Genomic DNA, 20,998 nt, shown 5'->3' on the forward strand with positions numbered 1-20,998 from the left:
TGTCAGGCGGCGAAGGGGAGCGCGGGCGCGGCGGAGGTCAGTTCGGGCAGGGTCAGCACCGTGGCCGGCCGGCCGTCGGCCAGATGCACCGTACCGATCGATCCGCCGAGCAGCTGCGCCAGCTTGTACGCCAGCGCGATCTCGATCCCGGTGCCCCCGTATTTGGTCGGCGAGGCATCGTCGCCATGTTCGAACATCTCGTGGATGATCGGCACCGCGCGCGCGCGACCGTTCGGGGCGGTGTCGATGAAGGTGAAGGACAGGCCGCCACCCTCCAGCGTCCGGCAGTCGATCGTCAGGGCGCCCGCGCCGTGCTGCACGGCGATACCGGTGACGAGGTGGCGGACGGCGGAACCCGTCGCGGTCCAGTCCATCGACCATTCCGTCGCCAGCGCCCCGCTCGGCAACACCTCCACGGTATAGCCGCGGACGCGATCGCCCAGGTCGCGCAGCCAGATCGGCATGCGCGCGCCGACCGAGCCGATCGCCGGGTTGACGGGCATCTTGCCCGCCTCAATGCGGGAATAGGCCAGGATGTCGTCGATCAGTCGCAGCAGGTCGGACCCGGCCCGGTGGACATGGCCGAGATCGGCGACGGTATCGTCGTCGTCCTCGTCCTCCGCCTCTTCGAGCAGCAACTGGCTGTACCCGATGATCGCGTTCAGCGGCGTGCGCAGCTCGTGGCTCATCCCCGCGACGAAATCGGCTTTCGCCGTGCTCGCCTGATTGGCGGCGGCGGTCAGGTTGCGCAGGTTGTCGGAGGTCGAGACCAGCGAGTTCAGCTCACGCGTGAACTCCCGCTGCTCGTGGAACATCTTGGCGAAATACAGCGACATCATCGCGAAATAGAGCGCGACGCTGGCCATCGATATCATGCCGATGACCTGGAAATCGGACAGTTCCACCGCCGGCAGCGGTGTGCCGTCGTAACAGCGCGCGAGGAAGAAGGCGACGTTGCCGAAGATCTGGATCAGCAGCACGTTGCGCACCCATCCGACCGGCGGCAGGTACAGGAACGCCAACAGGGGAAAGATCAGGATCCACGGCAGGAACGGCGAACTGACGCCGCCGAAGGAATAACACGCCCACAACGCGCAGAAGATCAGGTTCTGCACCGACAGGAACGCCAGCAACTGGTACCGCCCCGTCGCGCGCAGCACGAACGGATAGATCCAGAACGCCAGGATCGACAGGAAGAAGACGGTCGCACGATAATCGCGGCAGATGCCCGCCACCACCAGGTACAGCGGGATCGCATTTCCCAGGATCGGGCCGAACACGTGGCTGAGCATGAACATGCGCGCGCGGCGATGCGATTCCGCGTGCACCTGCATCTCGGCGGGGATGAAATGGTCGAGCAGCGCTGCGAGGGAGAAGCCGGGATTGATGCTGCGGGGCAAGGCGCGCGCCGTCTGCATTGCGGGTACATCCTCCGGGAAAGCGGCCGTCGATGCAGCCCGCTTAGCGGGCGACCCCTTAAACCCGGTTAAACCTGACCTTCATCAATCTTTAGGGGTGGTTGGCTATCACCAACGTCGATCCCGGGGGCATGATGCACAAGCAGTTCTACCGCGCCATTGACTGGTTCATCCCGGCCGCGATGCTGCAAGGCGACTCCGACCGGCTAATGGCGCGCACCTTCGTGATGCTGCATCTGGCGGGTCCGTTGATGGGCCACAGCGTCACCTTCTTTCTGGCGCGGACCCCGGCGGGGGAGACGTGGCAGTTCTGGGTGACGGAGGCGATGGTCGCCGGCTTCCTCGCCATCCCCGTGTTGCTGAAGGCGAGCGGGAGCATGCGCCTGCCCGCGATGACCAGCGTGCAGATGCTGGTCGGCCTGTCCCTGTTCGGCTCCTTTTACTTCGGCGGCATCAGCTCGCCCCTGCTGCCGTGGTTCCTGATCGCGATGGTGCTGGGGTTCTTCTACCTGTCGGAATCCATCAAACTCGTGCTGACCGGCATCGCCATGCAGTTGGCCGCGTTCTTCGTCATGCGTCTCGCCTACGGGCAGTTTCCGACGCTGATCGACGCGCGCGACCTGCATCTCGCCAATACCTTCTCGATCCTCGCGGCGCTGGCGTACATGACGATCCTGTCGCTGTTCTACGAGACGGTGCTGCGCATCAGCTTGAGTCTGGAACAGGAGACGATCGACCAGCGCAGCAAGCTGACGCTGGTGCGCGCGGCGATGGAGGCGGCAGAGCTCGCCAGCAAGCGCAAGTCCATCTTCCTTGCGAAGATGAGCCACGAACTGCGCACGCCGCTGAACGCCGTCATCGGCTATGCCGAGATGCTGCGCGAGAATTTCGAGGATCGCGCCGACGCCAGCCGCAAGATGCAGGATCTGGATCGCATCCATGCCGCGGGTCGCCACCTGCTGGCGCTCGTCAACACCGTGCTCGACCTGTCGTCGATCGAATCGAACCGGCTGGAATTGTCGACGGAGGCGGTGGACGTCGCGTCCCTCGTCACCGAGGTCACCGCCACCGCATCGCCACTGATCGCGAAGCGCGACAACCGCCTGATCGTCAACATCCCGCAACCGCTCGGCACGATGGAGCTCGATCCGCTGAAGGTGCGCCAGTCGCTCCTGAACCTGCTCAGCAACGCCGCCAAGTTCACCACCAAGGGTACGATCATGCTGACCGTCCTGTCGCGCACGACCGACCGCGGCGAGTGGATGACGCTGGAGGTGACGGACAACGGCATCGGCATGAGTCCGGAGGGGCTGCGCCGTATCTTCGAGGATTTCAGCCAGGCGGAGAACGACACCGCCAGCAAGTTCGGCGGCACTGGCCTCGGCCTCGCCCTCACCCGCCGCTTCTGCCGGATGATGGGCGGCACGATCGACGTGCGCTCCGAACGCGGGGTCGGCACCAGCTTCACGATCGAGATCCCGATCGTGCGCGTGCAGGCTCCCGCCGCTGCCGACCTGCCGCTGGATATCGCGGCATGAAGCCCGTCATGTTCGACGACGATGGCCACCGGCCCCTCCTGTATCAGGCGGCGCGGCGATCGCTCCACCTGCCGCTGACGGCCGCGCTGCTCGCGGTCGTGGCGACGGCGGTGATCGCCGGTGCGGCCGCAGGTCTGCTCACGGAGCCGATGACGCCGTTGTGGCCGGTCGCCGCGGCGCTGATGGCGCTCGCAACCGGTGGCGGCGCGGCCGTCATCGCCGCGCGGCTGCTCGCGAGGTCGATCGTGCGCGCCACGATCGCGCCGCTGGAACTGCTCGTCGGCCAGCTCGAGCCGGAAGACCTCGCCGCCTTTCACTGGCAGCGGGGCGACGCCCTGTCGCGCAGCGAAATCACCGCCGACACCAAGCTGCTCAAGCGCCGCATCCGCGAGATCGCGCGTCGCGCCCGGGAAACGATGGGCGCCCTCGAACAGGCGCGCGAACAGGCGAACCAGCAGAATATCGCCAAGTCGCAATTCCTCGCGACGATGAGCCATGAACTGCGCACGCCGCTGAACGCGATCCTCGGATATGCGATGCTGCTGCACGAGGATGCCGCCGACGTCGGCAATGCCGCAACGATGGCGGACCTCGACCGGATCCAGCATGCCGGCCGCACGCTGCTGGCGCTGATCAACGACATTCTCGACCTGTCGAAGATCGAGGCGGGACGCACCACCGTCAGCCGTGTCGTCATCGACGTGAAGGCGCTCGTCGCCGCCGTAGTGGCGACCGCGGGCACGGAAGCGCCACCGAACGGCAATCGCTTCACGATGACGGTCGACGACGGCGTCGGCATCATGATCGGCGATGTCGACAAGGTGCGTCAGTGCCTGTCCAACCTCATCAGCAACGCGTTCAAGTTTACGCGCAGCGGCGAGGTCGAGCTGACCGTTGCGGCGCATGAGCGCGATCACCAGCCGTGGATTGCGTTTACCGTGCGCGATACCGGCATCGGCATTCCCCCGGAGCATGTCGAGCGTCTGTTCGAGGCGTTCCAGCAACTCGACGGCAGTTCGACGCGCCAGTTCGGCGGCACCGGACTCGGCCTCGCGATCGTCCGCCGGCTGGCGCGGATCATGGGCGGCGACTGCACCGTCGACAGCGTGGCGGGCGTCGGCTCCACCTTCCGGCTGGTGCTGCCGATGGGCGACGCGGTGATGCGCCGCGACCTGCTGGACGTGCCGGCGGCCGGCGTGGAGGACACCCGCTTCCTCGAAACGCCGAGTGCGGAGCATACCGCGCTGGTCGTCGACGACGATCCCGCCGCGATCGACCTGACGCAGCGCTGGCTGTCGCGCATGGGCTACAGCGTCCTGTCCACCACCAGTGCGGACGCGGCACTGGATCTGGCGCGGCTGCACATGCCCGATTTCATCCTGCTCGATGCCCTGCTGCCGGGGCGGACGGGTTATGACGTGCTGGAGGAATTGCGCCGCGATCCGCGCATCGGCCACATTCCGACCATCCTCGTCACGATCGACGACGACCGTGCCCGCGGCCTGCGTGCCGGCGCGACCGACTATCTGCGCAAACCGGTGACGGAGGCGCAGTTGCGCGACGTGCTCGACGTCTATCGCCTGCGCGCATCGGGCGAGGTATTGGTGATCGACGACGACGACGATGCCGCCGACCTGCTGACCCGCTGCGTCGCACAGGTCGGTTTCTCCACCCGGCGGGCGATCAACGGCGTTCAGGGATTGGCGATGGCCGCGGATATCCGCCCCGACGCGATCGTGCTCGATCTGGCGATGCCCGCGATGAACGGGTTCGAGGTGATGCAGCGACTGGCCAAGGACGACGACTTGCGCGACGTGCCCCTGATCGTCGTGTCCGGCTGCGACATCACGCTGGACGAACATCGCCGCCTCGCCGCGGCGGGCCATCGCTTCTTCCCGAAAGCCGCCTCCACCCCCCGCGAGATCGCCCAGTCGCTGAAGGAGTTGGCCGTCAAGGCCCGCGATGTGAAGACCCTCAGCTACACAGACATGGCCCATAAGGAACTGGCCGCATGACCGCGCCGCTGCCGACCTCCATCCGCGCCCAGAAGCAGGTCCTGATCGTCGACGATGTCGAGGACAACCGCATCCTGCTCGACCGCGCGCTGCGTTCCGGGAACTATGGCACGCTGCACGCCGACAGCGGCCGGGCGGCGCTGTCGATCATCTCTGCGCGATGCCCGGACATCGTCCTGCTCGACTGGATGATGCCCGGCTTTTCCGGGCTGGAAACGCTCCGCGCGATCCGCGAGCTTCACCCGAAGACGCGCCTGCCCGTCATCATGTGCACCGCCGTCGACGAGGAGATGTCGGTGGTGACCGCGATGTCCGAAGGTGCCAACGACTATATGCTGAAACCGATCAGCCTCGCCATCCTGCGCGCTCGCATGTCGAGCCACCTCGACCAGCGCGACGCGCTCGCCAGCGTCACCACCGAAAAGCAGCAGGCCGAACGCCGGCTGGGCGAACAGGCGCGTCAGATGTTCACCGCGATGGGCCGCGACCGGCCGGCGGTCGGTGGCCGTTACACCCGGTGAGACTCGGCTCTGCGTACGGACGGTTGCGATCGGTGCCCTGGCGGTCATCGCTGGGGTGGTCGATGGCGGCTGCGTCCGGTGCCGGCTCGCTCGGCCTGCTGCTGCTCGGCGGTGCGGGCGCCTGCACCGTGGCGGGGCTGACGGCGACGATCGTCGCGCTCGGCTGCGAAACCGTCCGCCACAGGTCCCTCGCTCATGCCCTGCTCGTCGGCAACACCGAACTCCGCGCGCTGCTCAACGTCGATCACCTGACCGGCCTGATGAACCGCAAGGCGTTTCATGCCGCGCTGGAGGATCGCGCGCTGCTCGATCACGAAATGCTGATCGTGCTGTTCTTCGACCTCGACCGGTTCAAGGACGTGAACGACACGCTCGGGCACAAGGCCGGCGACGACCTGTTGCGCAAGGTCGCGGAGCGCGTCCGCCGCACCATCCCCTCACCCGTCGCGCTGGCGCGTCTCGGCGGTGACGAGTTCGCGGCGATCCTGGCGTGGCGGCCCGACGTGTCGGCGGAGGATCATGCCGAGGCGATCGTCGCCGTCGTCGCCGAACCCTTTGATCTCGGTGGGAGCCAGGTCGAGGTCGGCGCATCCGTCGGCCTCGCGATCGGCGATCCGACACGGCTCGACGGCACCGAGTTGCTCCGTCGCGCCGATCTCGCCATGTACGCCGCCAAGGCCGCGTCCAAGGGCTGCTACCGCGTGTTCGACGACGCGATGGACCGGCGCGAGATGCGCGAAAGCTCGGTGCGGGTCGAACTCGGGCGCGCGATGATCGAGAACCAGTTCTCGCTCCATTACCAACCGCTGGTCGACGCCCGCTCCGGCGCATTCGAAAGCGCGGAGGCCCTGCTCCGCTCGCAATCGGCGGCGCTGCGCGACGTCAGCCCCTTCGCGCTGATTGCGACGGCGGAGGCGAGCGGCCAGATCGTCGCGCTGACCGACTGGACGATCGAGACCGCGCTTGCCGCCGCCGCCCGGCTGGAGAACGCGCCGGTCGCGGTCAACATCTCACCCGTCTATTTCCGCCACCCCGATTTCGTGTCGCGCATCGTCGACCAGTTGCTGGCCGCGCGCGTCTCGCCCGAACTGCTGAAGGTGGAGATCACCGAGGGCGTCCTGATCGACAATCTCGACAGCGCCCGCCAGTCGGTCGACCGCCTCCGCGAACTCGGCGTGCAGGTGTACCTCGACGATTTCGGCACCGGCTATTCGTCGCTCAGCTATCTCCAGCATTTCGAACTCGACGGGCTGAAGCTCGACAAGTCGTTCCTGCGATCGGTCGGCGATCGCCGCAAGACCAACCAGATCATCCGCTCGATGATCGACTTCGGCCACAGCCTCGACATGCGTGTCGTGGTCGAGGGCGTCGAGAGCGACTGGCAGGCACGGCTGCTCCAGATGCTCGGCTGCGACCTGTTGCAGGGCTATGAGATCGGGATGCCGATGCCGCTCGACGACCTGATAATCTGGCGCGCCGGACATGACGCGACCCAGTGGCAGAACCCGCAACCGGCGACGCGCGACGCGGGGGCCGTGGCGGCTTAGACTAGAGGGCGCGCCTCTGCCCTCCCCTTGGGAGCAGCAAGGGGTAGAAGGACCAAAGCCTCACCGATCTACCGCAGCCACATCCTCCCGCGCCCAGCCACCACCAAACGTCTGGTACAACGACACATACGCCGCCAGCCGATCGGCCCGCGCCTGGATCAGCGCCAATTCGGCGGTCAAAAGCGCCCGCTGCGCATCGAGTTGCTCGATGTAAGCCGAATACCCCGCCCGGTAGCGATTGGAGGCGATCCTGAGCGCCCCCGCCGCCGCCGCGCGCTGCCCCGCCAGCGCCGTGGCCTGCTGTCCCGACCGCAGCACCGACGCCAGACTGTCGTCCACCTCCCGAAACGCGATCAGCGCCGCGCGTTGATAGCTCCACGCCGCCTGATCGCGCCGCGCCGCCGCCGCGTCGGCCTGCGCCCGCAGCCGACCGCCGTCGAACAACGGCGACAGCACGCTGCCACCGATCGAGAACACGCCGATCGGGTTCGCTAAAGCCGTCGACAGCACCACGCCCGCACTGCCGGTCAGCGCCACGTTCGGCATCATCGCCGCCCGTGCGCTGTCGAGGCTGCGGTCCGCTGCGACCAGTGCCTGTTCCGCCTGGAAGAGGTCCGGGCGCCGCCGCAGCAGGTCGGCGGGCAATCCGTCCGGCACCGCCGGCGCGAGCAGCCGGTCGAGCGACAGGCCGCGCGGAATCGGCCCCGGCGACGTGCCCAGCAACAGGCTCAGCGCATTCTCCTGCCGCGCCACCAGCAACTGCGCCTGCGGCACGAGCTGCTCGGTCGCACGATACTCACCCTCCGCCTGCCGCAGTTCCAGATTGGACGTATAGCCCGTCTCGGCCCGCCGCCGGGCGATGCGCAGCGCTTCGGATCGCGCCGCCAGCGTCTCCCGCGCGACCGCCAACCGCAGGTCGAGCGCGCGCAACTGGATGTACCCGGACGCCACAGAGCCGACGATCGCGAGCCGCACCGTATCCCGCGCGCCCTCGCTCGCCAGCGCCTGCGCCCGTGCCGCCGCACTCGCCTGACGCAAGCGGCCGAACAGGTCGAGGTCGTAGCTGGCGGTGATCGACGGCTGCGCCCCGAACGCCGTCGATGGCGTGCCGAACGGACTGACGGTCTGCCCCTCCGTCGTCGGCAGGCCGGCGTTCAGCGTCGGCGTGCGCTGTGCGCCTGCCAGCCTTTCGGCCGCGCGCGCCTCCTCGACGCGCGCCGCCGCCACGCCCAGATCGGGGTTCGCCGCCAATGCCCGCGCGACGAGATCGACCAGCACCGGATCGCCGAACGCCGTCCACCAGTCCGCCCGGATCGGCGCGCCCGGCCCGTCCAGCACCGTCCGCCACGCCGGCGGGGGCACTACCGACGCGCCTTGCGGCGGCGCGGGTCGGGGCCCGGCGCACGCCGCCAACGTCTGGGCCAGCGCCAGCCCCAGCAGCAGCGCGCCCCGCTTCATCGGATCGCCGGACCGCCCGACGTATCCACCCGCGCCTGCACCGACATCCCCGGCCGCAACCTTTGCGCCAGCGGCTGACCCGGATCGACACGGATGCGGACCGCGATCCGTTGCGGCACCTTCGTGAAATTGCCGGTCGCGTTGTCCGCCTTCAGCACCGCGAACTCCGATCCGGCGGCGGGCGACACCCGCTCGACACGCCCGGTCAGCCGCGCATCCCCCAGCGCGTCGACGGTGAACGACGCCGGCTGACCGACCGCCATCCGCGCGATCTGCGCTTCCTTGAAGTTCGCAATTACCCACGTCTCCGGGGGTACGAGGAACATCAACTGCGTGCCCGCCGTCACATATTGGCCGACGCGCACCCCGATCTCGCTCAATCGCCCGCTTTCGGGCGCACGCACGATCGTGTTGGACAGGTCGATCTGCGCCAGTTCGCGCGCCGCCTGCGCACCGGACACGCCCGCGCGCTGGCCGCCGCGCCCCACCTCGACGGTACGGATATCCTGCCGCGCGATCTCTCGTGCCGCGCGCGCCTGCCGCACGCCGGCCTGCGCCTGCCGCAGCGCCGCCAGCGTCTGGTCGCGTTCGCGCAGCGACACCGATCCGTCGGTGACGAGGTCATTGACGCGCGCCATGTCCGCTTGCGCGCGCATCAACTGCGCCTCCGCATTGGCCACGGCGGCGTCCTGCGCGGTGAAGCTGGCGGCGCGGCTGCGTTCGGATTGCAGCGCGTTGGCGAGGGTCGCCTGCTGCGCCGCGACCTGCGCCTCCGCCTGCTCGACGCGCTGGCGATAGATGCGGTCGTCGATCGCCACCAGCGCGTCGCCCTGCTTCACATCGGCGAAATCCCGCGCCAGCACCCGCGTGACATATCCCGACACCTGCGGCGCGATCACCGTCGTCCGCCCGCGCACATAGGCATTGTCGGTCGACTCATAGTCGCTGGTGAAGGGCGGCAGCCGCCACGCCGCCAGCACCGCGAGCACGCCCGCGATCGCCACCAGCGCCAGCACGATCACCACGCGGCGGCTGTTGGCCGGCGGTCGCCAGCCCGACCCGACGGGCGGTGCGGCCGGCGTCGCGCCGATCTCTGCCGCCCGCTCCTCGGTCACCGGTCCGGGCGCAACGGGTCCGGTCGCCGCCGGCGGCACGGGATCACGAATGTCGGTCATGCCGTCATCTCCGACCGCGCCGCCCGCCGCGCGCGCCAGCTCCGCCGCCCGAGCAGGAACGCCAGATAGCCGGACGTCGCCGCCGCCAGTACGCCGATCAGGCGGAACACGTCGTCATAGGCCAGCACGTTTGCCTCCCGCGTGGTCGTCTGCGACAGGATCGCCGCACCCTCCGCCGATCGCAGCGTCGGATCGCCAACGACGCGACCCACCGCTGCGCCGCCCGCCTGGATGCGCTGCGTCACGATCGGGTCCGTGGGCTGCATCTGCTGCACCAGCGCCGCACTGTTCGCCTTCTCCCGTATCTGCTGATAGCTGCCGAGCAGCGCCGTCCCCGCCAATCCGCCGATCGAATTCACGATACCGAACAACGCGATGAAGCTGATGATGTGTCCCGTCCCCGCCTGCAGCGCGCGAGTCATCCCGAACAGCAGCGATGGCCCGAGGAAGAACGTCGCCGCGAACGCGATCAGAGCCTGCGTCCAGTAAAGCTGCGGTCCGCGCGTCAGGCTGGTCGACTGAGCATCGAAGAACGCCGCCACCGCGACCAGCCCGATCGCCAGCATCACCGGATGCGCCAGCCGGTTGACGTCCAGCACCACCGCGCTGGCGACGACGCCGACCACCGACGCCGCGAACACGATCAGGAAGAACGTGCCGAGCTGGTCGTTGTTCTGGCCCAGCACGGTCAGCAATCCGACCGCGGCATAGGTCTGTTCGGACAGGACGATGCGCGCCATGATCGTCACGATCGTAAAGCGCAGGATGTCCGCGCTCCCCAGCCAGCGCGTATTGAGCAGCGGATTGGCGCGATTATGCTCGATCATCAGCGCCGCCGCCAGCATCGGGATCGCCGCGATCAGTGCCCAGCCGATCCAAGGCGCATTCGTCCACCACACGATCCGGCCCAGCCCCAGCACCGCCGAGAACAGCGCCATCGCCCCCGCGAACAGCACGAATGTCAGGAAATCGAGCGGCTCGAACGCCTTCTGCCGCGTCGTCGGCGGCAGGCGCAGCCACGCCACCGCCGCCAGACTGAGCAACGCCAGCCCCAGTTCGAACAGGTACAGCGTCCGCCACTGCGACATCGCCAGCAGGTCGGGAGAGAACAGCCGCGCCAGCGGCGTCGCGCATTGCGGCACGCCAATACCCAGCACCACCGCCTTCAACCGCCACTTCGCGGGCAACGCCTGCATCATGTAATAGAGCGCCAGGCTCGACACCGCCGCACCCGCCATGCCGCTGGCGGCCCGCACCGCGATCGCCGACGCGAAACCGTGCACGAACAGATGCGCCAGCGTCAGCGCGGCATAGACCGTCAGGAAGATGATCGCGAACGGGCGCAAGCCGAACTGCTGCCGGAACTTGATCATGATCAGGTTGATCGACACGTTGGTCATCACATACACGGTCGGCAACCACGCGATCTGCGCCGGATCGAGGCCGAGCGCACCCTGCAACGTGTACGTGTTCGCGGAAATCAGCGCGTTGCCGAACCCCGCCGTCAGCCCGAGCAACACCGAGATCGATCCATAGGCGAAGCGGCGCGGATGCGGATGCTCCGGCGATCCGGGGGAGCCGGGCATCACCGGCGCCTCATGCGCGGCGAAGGCCCAATCCTCCTCGCGCAGGAAATGTCGCATCCGCTGGATCATGACGACGATGTAGACCGGTGCCGGCCCGCGGCAAGGTGATGCAGCACGATGCCCCCGGTCGTTGCGACGTTCAGGCTGTCGAAGCCCGCCGCCATGTCGATCCGCACCCCCCGTGCCCGTGCGATCAGGTCCGCCGCCAGCCCCGGCCCCTCCGCGCCGAGCAGCACCGCATTGCGCCGTCCGGGCACCACCTCCGCCAGCGTCGTCGCTCCGCCGGGCGTCAGCGCCAGCGACGCGAAGCCGTGCCGCTCCAGCAGCGCAACCGGATCGTCACCGCGGGCCAGCGTCGCGTAGGGCGTTTTCAGCACCCCGCCGACCGATACCCGGATCGCCTTGCGATACAGCGGGTCGCAGCATTCGGCGTCCAGCAGCACCGCACCGACGCCGAACGCCGCGGCGTTGCGGAACAGCCCGCCCATATTGTCGTGATTGGCGATCCCGCTCAGCACCAGCACGTCCACGTCGTCCGGAAGGTTCGCGAGCAGCGCATCGGGCGACGGCGGATCGACCCGCCGTCCGATCGCCAGGATGCCGCGATGCATCGGGAACCCCGCGATAGCGTCCAGCACCGATTGCTCCGCCGCATAAACCGGCACATCGCCGGCCAGCGGCGCGACCAGATCGCCGACGGAGTCCATCCGGTGCGCCGCGACCAGCACCGACTTCGCACGATATCCGGTCGCGGCGACCAGCATCGCCAGCACCACGCGCCCTTCGGCCACGAACAGCCCCTGCCGCCCGACCAGATCCCGCTCGCGAATGTCGCGATACGCGGCGATGCGCGGGTCGTCCGCGTCGTGGATGGGCAGGATCGTCGGCATGGTTGCGCGCTACCGCATCGCGCGCGTGGCATGAAGAGCGAGCGAGATGCTCGAGACAGCTACTCCGCAACCGACGAAGGGCATGCCGTTGCCCGATCTCCGCTCCCCTCCCGTTGGGGAGTGGTTGGGGGAGGGCCTCGCCGCGAGCGCAACGCTGCCCGAACACCGCCGCACGCGCATTTTGTTGGACCCAACCCCTGTCCTACGCGCCCGACCTGTGACACGCCGGACCCGCTCTTTCTCATGCGTCGCCGGTCATCGGGCTCGCCCGGCCGACACGCCCATCCGACACGCTGGCGAAACACCGCATTGGACTAACCTTAGCCTAACCTTCCAAACGCAACGCCCGCCTACGATCTTCCGTCATAAGCGAAAATCCGCTGCATCGGCAGCCACTTGGGACCCGCCGGGTCGATCGCCCGCTGGTACACCCCCATTTCCGCTTCCCACGCCGCGACCACCGGATCCAGCGCGGGATCGGTCGCCCGCGGATAGCCGTCCGCCGCATCGAAGATCATCACCAGCCGGTCGGCGACATGCCACAGCTCCAGATCGTTGCAGCCGATCGCCTCCAGATAGCGGATGATATCGGGCCACACCGCCCCCGGCCGGTGCCGCGCGCGATATTCGGCGATCAGCGCCGCATCGTCGACCAGATCGAGCACCTGCACGACACGGCTCATGCATCCTCCATCAGCAGGTGCAGCGTGTCCGGGCGCACCCAGACCACCGCCCGCGCACCCAACGCCGACAGCGCCGCGGCATCGACCCTGTCGCGCGCCGCCACCACGATCCGCAACCGCCCCGGCAGCCGCGCGGCCACTACGACATTGTCCGCGCCGATCGCCGCTGCCACCCGTTTGGGCAAAGCATAGGCCACCGGCGTTGCCACTGGCGCCGCGACCACCGCAGGACCAGCGTCCAGCACCGCACGCATGTCCATCGCCAGCCCGTCCGCGATCCCGCCGACCACGACCTGCACCGCGGTCGGCGACGGCCGCAGGACGCCGCGCGCACCCAGCCGCTTCAGCGCGGGCTCGTCGATCGCCTGCGCATCCGCGACGGTCAGCCGCAGCCGGGTCGTACAAGCATCGACCCCGCGCAGGTTCGCCGCCCCGCCCAGCGCCGCGACATAGGCCGCCGCCCGATCGCGGACCGGCACCGGCGCCGCGGGGGCGGTCGCCTCCTCCGCCTCGCGCCCCGGCGTCGGCAGGTCGAACCGGACGATCGCCCAACGGAACAGCCCGTAATAGACCGCGGCATAGGCCGCACCGACCGGCAGCAGCAGCAGCGGCTTCGTCGCCTTGCCGAAGTTCAGCACATAGTCGAACAACCCCGCCGAAAAGCCGTAGCCGAGCCGGACACCCAGCGCGTTCATGATCGCCTCCGCCGCGCCGGTCAGCACCGCGTGCACCGCGTACAGCGCCGGCGCGAGGAACATAAAGCTGAACTCGATCGGCTCGGTCACCCCGGTCAGGAACGACGTCAGCGCCAGGCTGAACAGCAGTCCGCCGACCGCCTTCCGTCGATCGGGCAGCGCGGCGTGGTACATCGCCAGACACGCGGCGGGCAGGCCGAACATCATCACCGGGAAGAACCCGCTCATGAACCCGCCCGCGGTAGGATCGCCCGCGAAGAAGCGCGACAGATCGCCCGTCTTCCCGTCGTAACTCCCGACCACGAAGTACGCGACGTTGTTCAGGATGTGATGCAGCCCGGTGACCAGCAACAACCGGTTGAGCAGCCCGAAGGCGAACAGCCCCCACCCCCCGGCCGCGACCACGCCGTTGCTCAGCGCGTCGACACCCGCGCTGACACCCGGATAGGTCAGCCCCAGTACGCCGGCGATGACGAGGCCGGCGAGCCCCGCGACGATCGGCACGAACCGCCGCCCGCCGAAGAAGGCCAAGTAATCCGGCAGCTTGAACGTCGCGAACCGATTGTAGAAATGTCCGCCGACCAGCCCCGCGACGATGCCGATCGGCACCTGCAACTTGTCGATCGCCGCCGCTTTCCACGCGCTCGTCACCAGTCCTGTCGCAGTCTCCGGCACGCCCGCCAGCGTCGCCGCCGGCACGGTCAGGAACACTTGCGCACCGTTGCCCGCGACCAGATAACAGACGATCCCCGCCATCGCCGCGGCACCGTTACCGTCGCGCGCGAAACCGGTGGCGACCCCCACCGCGAACAGCAGGCCGAGATGCGCGAAGATGGCATCCCCCGCCGCGGACAGGAACGCGATGTCGAGCAGATCCGGCTGCCCCAGCCGCAGCATCAGCCCGGCGACCGGCAGAACTGCGATCGGCAGCATCAGCGCGCGACCGAGCGGCTGGAGGAACGCCATCGGCGATGTCATGCGACCGTCTCCTCGGCAAAACGTCTCGCCAGCGTGCGAACGTCGGCAGCCGACTCGCACGCCAGCGCCTGAAGCGCGTGGCCATGCGCCCGCGTCACATCGACCGCAGCGACGCCGGCGCGCGTCGCCGCGATCCGGCCCGCCGGCACTGACAGCGACGTGACGCCCAGCCCGGTCAGGATCGGCACCGCCAGCGGATCGGCCGCCAGCCCGCCGCAAACGCCGACCGGCACCCCGTGCCGCGCCGCGCCCTCGCACGTCGCCGCGATCAGGCGCAGCACCGCCGGATGCAAACCATCGAGCCCCACCGCGACCGCCGGATTCCCCCGATCCATCGCGAGCGTGTACTGAGTCAGGTCGTTGCTGCCGATCGACAGGAAATCCGCGCGCCGCGCGATCAGGTCCGCGCCGATCGCCGCCGCCGGCGTCTCGATCATCGCACCCAGCAAGACCGGCCGCGAGCCGCGCAAACGATCGACGACGACGCGCACCGCATCCAGTTCGGCGACGCTGGCGATCATCGGCACCATGATCCGGCACGGCGCACCCCCGGCCGCATCGAGGATCGCCGCGACCTGAGTCTCCAGCACATCCTCCCGCGCCAGCACGACGCGAACGCCGCGCAGCCCCAGCGCCGGGTTCTCCTCCGCCACGATCGCCAGATATGGCGCAGGCTTGTCGCCGCCGATGTCGAGCAGCCGGATCGTCAGCGGCCGGTTGCCCAGCGCCGTGCCGATCGCGCGATATTCCGCCGCCTGTTCGTCGCGCGTCGGCGCGGTCGCCCGATCCAGGAACAGCAATTCGGTCCGCAGCAGGCCGCACCCTTCCGCCCCCGCCGTCACCGCCGCCGCCGCTTCCGCCGCGCTGCCGAGATTGACGTGGACGCCGACCGCGACGCCGTCCGCCGTCGCCGCCGGGCGACCCGATGCCGCCGCCGCCAATGCCTCGGCCTCCGCCAGCCGGGCGGCCTCGACCTTCGCCCGCGCGGTGTTCAGGGACGGGGCGTCCGGATCTGGCAGCAGCGATCCGGCGTCGCCATCGAGAATCAGCGTCGCGCCGTCGGCGACGGTCGTCAGGGGATCGCCCAGCGCGACCAGCATCGGCACGCCGAGCCCCGCCGCCATGATCGCGACATGCGATGTCGGGCCGCCGCGAACGACCGCGATGCCGGCCAGCGCCGTCGCATCCAGCGCGGTTAGTTGCGATGGCAGCAGATCGTCGGCGAGCAGGATCGTTCCCGACGGCAGGACAATGGCGTCCGGCTCCGTGCCCAGCACCGCATGCGCCAGCCGCTGGCCGATATCGATCAGGTCGTCGCCGCGCTCGGCGATCCGCGCGTCGCTCGATCGCGCCAGCCGCGCCGCCTGAGCCCGCGTCACCGACAGAGCCGCCGCCGCCGCACCCTCCCCCGTCTCGACCGCGGCGATCAGCGCCGCGTCCAGATCGGGATCGTCGAGGATCGCCCGGTGCGCCGCCAGCACGCTGTGTCCACTCGCCACCGCCAGCGTGTCGCGCAGCCTCGCGATCCCGGTGACCAGTCGCTCGCGCTCCGTTGCCACGTCGTCGGCCGGCGGCACCTCCGGCGCGGCGACCCTGAGCCAGCGCGCAATCCCGATCGCCAGACCCGGCGCCGCCGGCACGCCCGCCAGCGCCCCGTCGGCGACCTCCGCCGGCGCAACCGGCACCGCACGCGGCGCAGGCGGGTCCGCGTCCTCGTGGGAAGTGAGGATCGCGACCACCGCCGCGACCGCCGCGTCCGCATCGCCGCCCTGCGCTGCGATCGTCAGCGTCGATCCGTGAACGGCATCGAGTCCGAGCATGCCCGTCACGCTCAGCGCCGACGCGTTGCGATCGTCGCGCGTCAGTGTCGCGCTCGCCCCCGCCGCGCGCACCGCCGCCGCGATCCGCGCCGCCGGACGGGCGTGGATACCATGCGGCAACGCCACGCTGACCGTCGCCGAGGCGCTTGTCGTCGTGGCTACCGTTCGCTCGCGCTGCGCCGCGCCGGTCGGGACCAGCCGCAACAGCGGCGCGCCGACTTCCACCAGCCCATCACCCGCAACACCCTCGATCCGAAAATCGTCGCCCGACGTCAGGACGATCGGTGTCGCCAGCGCACTCGCCCGCTGCGCGATCAGATCGACATCGAAGCGGATCAGCGGCGTGCCTGCCGCAACGTCCTGCCCCGGCTCCACCAGTCGCTCGAACCCCTCGCCACCCATCGCGACGGTGTCGATGCCGATATGGATCAGCACCTCCGCACCTCCCGCCGTCCGCAGCGTCACCGCATGGCCCGCGGCGTGGATGCTCAACACTGTGGCCGCGCACGGCGCGTGCAGCGTGTCGCCGGTCGGATCGATCGCGACGCCCGCGCCCATCATCCCCTCGGCGAAGACCGGATCGGGCACCGCCGCCAACCTCATCAGCCAGCCGGCGAGCGGCGCGACGAGCGTCTCTGCGCTCACGCCACCGCCCTCCCGCCGATCCAGGTGGCGACCGGGCGGAACTGCGCGTCGAGCTGTACCCAGTCGGCGCGCAGCCCCTTCGCCAGCGTGCCACGCTCGTTCTGCAAGCCCAGGAATGTCGCCGGGTTCGTTGCGGCCATTGCAGCCACCGTGGTCACCGGCACGTCGAGGTCGGCGACCGCGTTCGCCACCGCCTGCGCCATGTCGAGGTCGGACCCCGCCAGCGTTCCGTCCGCAAAACGGCAGATGCCGTCCGCGACGCGGATGGGACGGCCCTGCAACACGAAATCCTTGTCGACCGCACCGACCGACGACATCGCGTCGGTGACCAGCATCATCCGGTCGTGCGGTCGCGCCCGCATCGCCACGCGCAGCACCGCCGCCGCGACATGCACCCGGTCGACGATCAGCCCGCACCACGGTCGAGCATCGTCCAGCGCCGCGCCGACCAGCCCCGGCTCCCGCTGCATCATCGGCGGCATGGCGTTGAACAGATGCGTGATGCCGGAGAGGCCGGCGTCGAATGCTGCCTTCGCCTGCTCGAACGATGCCTCGCTATGCCCGGCGCTGACGATCACGCCCGCGGCGACCAGTTGCGAAATCGTGGCGGCGTCGGTGAGTTCGGGCGCAATCGTCAGCATGACCGTGCCACGATGCGGGCGAGACAGCAGCGCGACCGTCTCCGCATCCAGCCGGCGGAACCGCTCCGGATCGTGGATGCCCTTGCGCGCGACGTTCAGGAACGGTCCCTCGATATGAACGCCGACGACGCCCGGCACGCCCTGCGCAATGGCGGCGTCAGTCGCCTCCAAGGCGGCAGCGATGCGGTCCGGCGTCTCGCTGATCAGGGTCGGCAGCAGCGCCGTGGTACCAAAGGCGGCGTGCGCGCGCGCGATCGCCGCCACCGCGCCGACGCTGATGTCGTTGTTGAACAACACCCCGCCCCCGCCATTGACCTGCGTGTCGACGAACCCCGGCATCAGCCAGCCACCGTTCAGATCGACATCACCCGCGCCCTTAAAGGCATCGATCTCGGCGATCCGCTCGCCGTCGACCGCGATCGTCGCCCCTGGCCATACCGCACGACCGGCCACGACATGGCCGTTCCCGAACCGCATCGTGGTCATAGCGTGCGCGTCACCTTCGACAGGAACGGCGGTTCATCCGGGTCGAGCCCCCGCCGCCGCGCCAGCTGTTCCGCCAGCCCATAGAAACTCGCCAGCAACAGGATCGGCTCGATCGCCGGATGCGCCGCGGCGGCGGGCAGCAGCGACGGCCCACCCGCACGCGCCAGCAACACCGCCGCGCCGCGCGCCTCGAACTCGCCCGCCGCCTTCACCACGTCCGCACCCGCTGCGTCGGATGTCGCCAGCGCCAGCAACGGGAACCCGTCGCGCACGATCGCCATTGGGCCATGCCGCACCTCGGCGGCGCTGAACGGCTCCGCTTGGATCGCGCAGGTCTCCTTCAGCTTCAGCGCACATTCCTGCGCCACCCCGAACCCGTACCCGCGCCCCAGCACGAACATCTGCGTCACCCCGGATAGCGGCTCGATTGCAGCGCTCCAGTCCTGCCGCACCGCCTGCGCCAGCGCCTCGGGCAGCGTCTCCACCGCCGCCGCAAGCCGCGCATCGCCGGACCACGCCGCGACCAGCCCCGCCAGACCTGCCATCGCCGCGATGCAGGACTTGGTCGCCGCCACCGATCGCTCCGGTCCCGCGCACAAGGGGAGCAGCGTGTCGGCACGCTCCGCCAGCGGCGAACCCTCATCGTTGACCAGCGCGGCGACGTGAGCGCCCGCATCGGCATGCGCCGCAACGGTCGCCAGCAGGTCGGGGCTTCGACCCGATTGCGAGATCGCAATGCACAGCGCTCGCCGCGTCGTAACGCTCGCCTCGAACAGCGACACGACAGAGGGAGCCGCCGACGCAACCGGCACGCCGACCATCGTCTCGATCAGATACTTGCCGAACGTCGCGGCGTGATCCGACGATCCGCGTGCGCAGGTGACGACGACATCGGGAGCCTCGGCCCGCAACCGCGCGCCAAGCTCGGCGAACGCGACGGCGTTACGCGCGATCATCTCCGCTACGCGCGCCGGGGCCTCCAGCGTTTCCGACCGCATCAGCGTGGTCGTGGCAGGCGTTCGGGGTGCGTCGGTGATCACGAAAGCCTCTTGCTCAGAATCAGATGTCGGACAGCTCGGCCACGAAGTCGTAGGCGTCGCCGCGGTAATAGGAGCGGGTGAATTCGACGGCGCGACCATCGCGCAGGAACCCGCGCCGCTCGATCAGCAATCCCGGCTGGCCGGTATCCACGCCGAGCATGCGGGCATGTTCCGATCCGAACGGAACCGCGCGTAACCGTTGCAGCGCACGCACCGGTCGATGGCCGGCCGCGTCGAGCGCAGCGTACAGCGAGTCGCCGACGGCCTCTACCGACGGCAGGCAGAACCCTGCGATCGTCGAGAACTCCAGGGCCATCGGCACCTCGTCCGCATATCGTATCCGAACGAAGCGAAATACTGGCGCACTTGGCGACAGGCCGAGTGCCATCGACTCTTCCGGACTGACGGTACCCGTCGCGCGCGATACCCAGGAACTGCTCGGAACCCGCCCGCGGGCGACCATATCCTCGCTGAAAGACGACAGTTTGGAGAAGTTCTTCTCCACCCGCCCCGCGACGAACGTGCCCGCGCCGCGACGCCGCGTCAGCAGCCCCTCCTCGACCAGGCCGGCAATCGCCTTGCGCACGGTGATCCGCGACACGTCATAGTCGAGCGCCAGATCGCGCTCGGCCGGAATTGCATCGCCACGCGCGACCGACTCGTTTTCGATCGCTTCGCGGATCAGCTGCTGAAGCTGGATGTAAAGCGGCGAGGCGTTGCCGCTTCTGAAGCGACCGATCCTGCCGGTAAAGTTGTCCGATGCGTCCATCGCCCTGCCGTCCCCTCGGTCATGGCCTGCCCGGTTCGCGAACAGGTCACGGCACGGGCATGATACAGCCTTATTGTCTTACATTGGACTTGTTGTCTAATGCCATCTTCAAGCCGGCCACCACGCCGGCATCGGTAGTCCGTCGCGCCGCCGACGCGAACCCCAGTGCGACGACGCGGTCATCGCGTTCCCCCATGATCCCGCCGGCGGAAGCGTGCACGGCGGGGACGGCCGTCGCCGCCACCAGCGCTGCGACGTTTTCGGGCCGCACGCCCGACCCGGCGATCACCTCCACCCGACCTGCGGCGCGAGCGACCATCGCCGCAATCACGCCATGCGCCTCTCCCGCCGTCGGTGCCCCCCCCGATGTCAGGATGTGGGTGAACCCCAGCGCAGCGATGCGGTCGACCGCTGCGACCGGATCGTCGACCAGATCGATCGCGCGGTGGAAGACCAGGGCGGCGGAACGACCGATGCCGCCGCACACGCCTTCCATCCACCGCGTCGCTGCATCGACATCCACCTCACCGTTCCGTGCCGCACCGAATACGAGACCGTTCACGCCCCGATCGGCCAGTATGATGGCCTCGCGGATCGCCAAGTCGATCTCATCGGTGTCGTAAGCGAAGTCGCCACTGCGGGATCGTACCATCGCATGCACGGCGATGCCTGCGTCCGCGGCGCGGGCGACGGCGAACTCCGTCAGTGCACCGCCGGGCGTTAATCCACCCACGTCGAGAGCGGAGCACAGTTCGATCCGATCTGCCCCGCCTGCGATCGCCGCGCCAATGCCGGCTGGAGAATCGACGCAGATTTCCAGCGTGATGCGCGTCCCATTTCGGGATTCGGTACAGGTCATGCCCCCGCCCTTGCGCGGCCATCCGTCCCCGTTTTTCGGCGCTTAGTCACTTCAATCATTATACGATTCCTCCACTGAAATCGATTTGTCATTTTTGGTAGCACCTTTGGGCTATATTGGTTATGAAGATGCGTCACAAACATCGTATCGGGCCGATTGATGCGCCGGAGCGGACAGGAACAGTGGCCACCGCCAGCAACGCGGTGATTTCGGGGGGCTGCGCTGCTGGGCGCA

16 protein-coding genes are annotated in these 20,998 nt (G+C 69.0%); 4 read left to right on the forward strand and 12 right to left on the reverse strand.

The features are described from left to right. Nucleotides 1–2: 2 nt before the first annotated feature. Complete coding sequence (locus tag AC0CH8_RS11640) at nucleotides 3–1,418, reverse strand: sensor histidine kinase (RefSeq protein ID WP_204199984.1); 1,416 nt, start codon at nucleotides 1,416–1,418, stop codon at nucleotides 3–5. 131 nt (nucleotides 1,419–1,549) lie between these two features. Here AC0CH8_RS11640 and AC0CH8_RS11645 point away from each other — a divergent pair, with 131 nt between their 5' ends. The 4 genes from AC0CH8_RS11645 to AC0CH8_RS11660 all read left to right on the forward strand — a co-directional run bounded on the left by AC0CH8_RS11645 (nucleotide 1,550) and on the right by AC0CH8_RS11660 (nucleotide 7,039). Then, nucleotides 1,550–2,956, forward strand: a complete 1,407-nt coding sequence (locus tag AC0CH8_RS11645; protein WP_465240025.1) for a sensor histidine kinase — start codon at nucleotides 1,550–1,552, stop codon at nucleotides 2,954–2,956. After that, nucleotides 2,953–4,971 (forward strand): response regulator, encoded by a 2,019-nt coding sequence (locus tag AC0CH8_RS11650; RefSeq protein ID WP_465240026.1) that lies wholly within the window; start codon nucleotides 2,953–2,955, stop codon nucleotides 4,969–4,971. Before AC0CH8_RS11645 ends, AC0CH8_RS11650 begins: the two co-directional genes overlap by 4 nt. Then, the gene (locus AC0CH8_RS11655; RefSeq protein WP_204199987.1) at nucleotides 4,968–5,492 is read left to right on the forward strand and encodes a response regulator transcription factor; all 525 of its coding nucleotides are present in this window, start codon (nucleotides 4,968–4,970) and stop codon (nucleotides 5,490–5,492) included. The genes AC0CH8_RS11650 and AC0CH8_RS11655 overlap by 4 nt, the downstream gene beginning before the upstream one ends. A gap of 62 nt (nucleotides 5,493–5,554) precedes the next feature. After that, entirely contained in the window at nucleotides 5,555–7,039 is a 1,485-nt protein-coding gene (locus AC0CH8_RS11660; RefSeq protein WP_465240027.1) for a putative bifunctional diguanylate cyclase/phosphodiesterase, read from the forward strand. 60 nt (nucleotides 7,040–7,099) lie between these two features. Here AC0CH8_RS11660 and AC0CH8_RS11665 read toward each other — a convergent pair whose 3' ends face one another. The 11 genes from AC0CH8_RS11665 to AC0CH8_RS11715 all read right to left on the reverse strand — a co-directional run bounded on the left by AC0CH8_RS11665 (nucleotide 7,100) and on the right by AC0CH8_RS11715 (nucleotide 20,764). Further along, the gene (locus AC0CH8_RS11665) at nucleotides 7,100–8,497 is read right to left on the reverse strand and encodes an efflux transporter outer membrane subunit (RefSeq protein WP_465240028.1); all 1,398 of its coding nucleotides are present in this window, start codon (nucleotides 8,495–8,497) and stop codon (nucleotides 7,100–7,102) included. Then, nucleotides 8,494–9,672, reverse strand: coding sequence for an HlyD family secretion protein (locus AC0CH8_RS11670; RefSeq protein WP_204199990.1), 1,179 nt, complete (start codon nucleotides 9,670–9,672; stop codon nucleotides 8,494–8,496). Before AC0CH8_RS11670 ends, AC0CH8_RS11665 begins: the two co-directional genes overlap by 4 nt. Then, nucleotides 9,669–11,327: an MFS transporter gene (locus AC0CH8_RS11675; RefSeq protein ID WP_465240029.1), complete on the reverse strand. Its 1,659-nt coding sequence runs from the start codon at nucleotides 11,325–11,327 to the stop codon at nucleotides 9,669–9,671. Before AC0CH8_RS11675 ends, AC0CH8_RS11670 begins: the two co-directional genes overlap by 4 nt. Continuing rightward, on the reverse strand, nucleotides 11,324–12,148 hold the full coding sequence (locus AC0CH8_RS11680) for a TrmH family RNA methyltransferase (RefSeq protein WP_465240030.1): 825 nt from the start codon (nucleotides 12,146–12,148) through the stop codon (nucleotides 11,324–11,326). Before AC0CH8_RS11680 ends, AC0CH8_RS11675 begins: the two co-directional genes overlap by 4 nt. A 350-nt stretch (nucleotides 12,149–12,498) precedes the next feature. Then, nucleotides 12,499–12,831: an L-rhamnose mutarotase gene (locus AC0CH8_RS11685; protein ID WP_465240031.1), complete on the reverse strand. Its 333-nt coding sequence runs from the start codon at nucleotides 12,829–12,831 to the stop codon at nucleotides 12,499–12,501. After that, entirely contained in the window at nucleotides 12,828–14,504 is a 1,677-nt protein-coding gene (gene nagE / locus AC0CH8_RS11690) for an N-acetylglucosamine-specific PTS transporter subunit IIBC (protein WP_465240032.1), read from the reverse strand. Before nagE ends, AC0CH8_RS11685 begins: the two co-directional genes overlap by 4 nt. Further along, nucleotides 14,501–16,969: a phosphoenolpyruvate--protein phosphotransferase gene (ptsP, locus tag AC0CH8_RS11695; protein ID WP_465240033.1), complete on the reverse strand. Its 2,469-nt coding sequence runs from the start codon at nucleotides 16,967–16,969 to the stop codon at nucleotides 14,501–14,503. The genes nagE and ptsP overlap by 4 nt, the downstream gene beginning before the upstream one ends. Then, nucleotides 16,966–18,096 carry an N-acetylglucosamine-6-phosphate deacetylase gene (gene nagA, locus AC0CH8_RS11700; protein ID WP_465240034.1) on the reverse strand — a complete coding sequence of 377 codons (1,131 nt, stop codon included), beginning with the start codon at nucleotides 18,094–18,096 and terminating at the stop codon, nucleotides 16,966–16,968. Before nagA ends, ptsP begins: the two co-directional genes overlap by 4 nt. Next, on the reverse strand, nucleotides 18,093–19,136 hold the full coding sequence (locus AC0CH8_RS11705; protein ID WP_465240035.1) for an SIS domain-containing protein: 1,044 nt from the start codon (nucleotides 19,134–19,136) through the stop codon (nucleotides 18,093–18,095). Before AC0CH8_RS11705 ends, nagA begins: the two co-directional genes overlap by 4 nt. A 19-nt stretch (nucleotides 19,137–19,155) precedes the next feature. Then, complete coding sequence (locus tag AC0CH8_RS11710) at nucleotides 19,156–19,905, reverse strand: GntR family transcriptional regulator (RefSeq protein WP_465240036.1); 750 nt, start codon at nucleotides 19,903–19,905, stop codon at nucleotides 19,156–19,158. A 70-nt stretch (nucleotides 19,906–19,975) separates the two neighbouring features. Next, nucleotides 19,976–20,764 (reverse strand): copper homeostasis protein CutC, encoded by a 789-nt coding sequence (locus AC0CH8_RS11715; RefSeq protein ID WP_465240037.1) that lies wholly within the window; start codon nucleotides 20,762–20,764, stop codon nucleotides 19,976–19,978. Nucleotides 20,765–20,998: the final 234 nt, after the last annotated feature.

The organism is Sphingomonas sp. AC435, from assembly GCF_979253005.1.